Here is a 239-nt window from a genome sequence, read left to right on the forward strand (position 1 = left end):
GTTGGCGGTGCTGCCGTCACGTATGCCAAACATATGATCTGTTTGACCAGTTCGGCGCGGCCCGCTCTTGCTGCGTTGCTGTTCCCGTCCAGCCTGCATCTCGGCGACAAGAGCCAGCATGTCGTCCAGCCGTTTGTTCTCGACAACGGGCGAGCGATGAACCGAACGCAATTTGTCAAACGTTCTATAGGGCAGGGTGTCTGTGCCGTGCATGATCTCAAGGCGGCCGTCCGGATAAT

The 239-nt window shown here is 57.7% G+C and carries 1 pseudogene; it reads right to left on the minus strand.

The features are described 5' to 3' along the window. Positions 1-239 (minus strand): annotated as a pseudogene (locus tag HBA93_RS23270) (ISNCY family transposase); the annotation flags it as partial.

It is taken from the genome of Ochrobactrum sp. SFR4, assembly GCF_019730395.1.
Classification (GTDB): Bacteria; Pseudomonadota; Alphaproteobacteria; order Rhizobiales; family Rhizobiaceae; genus Pseudochrobactrum.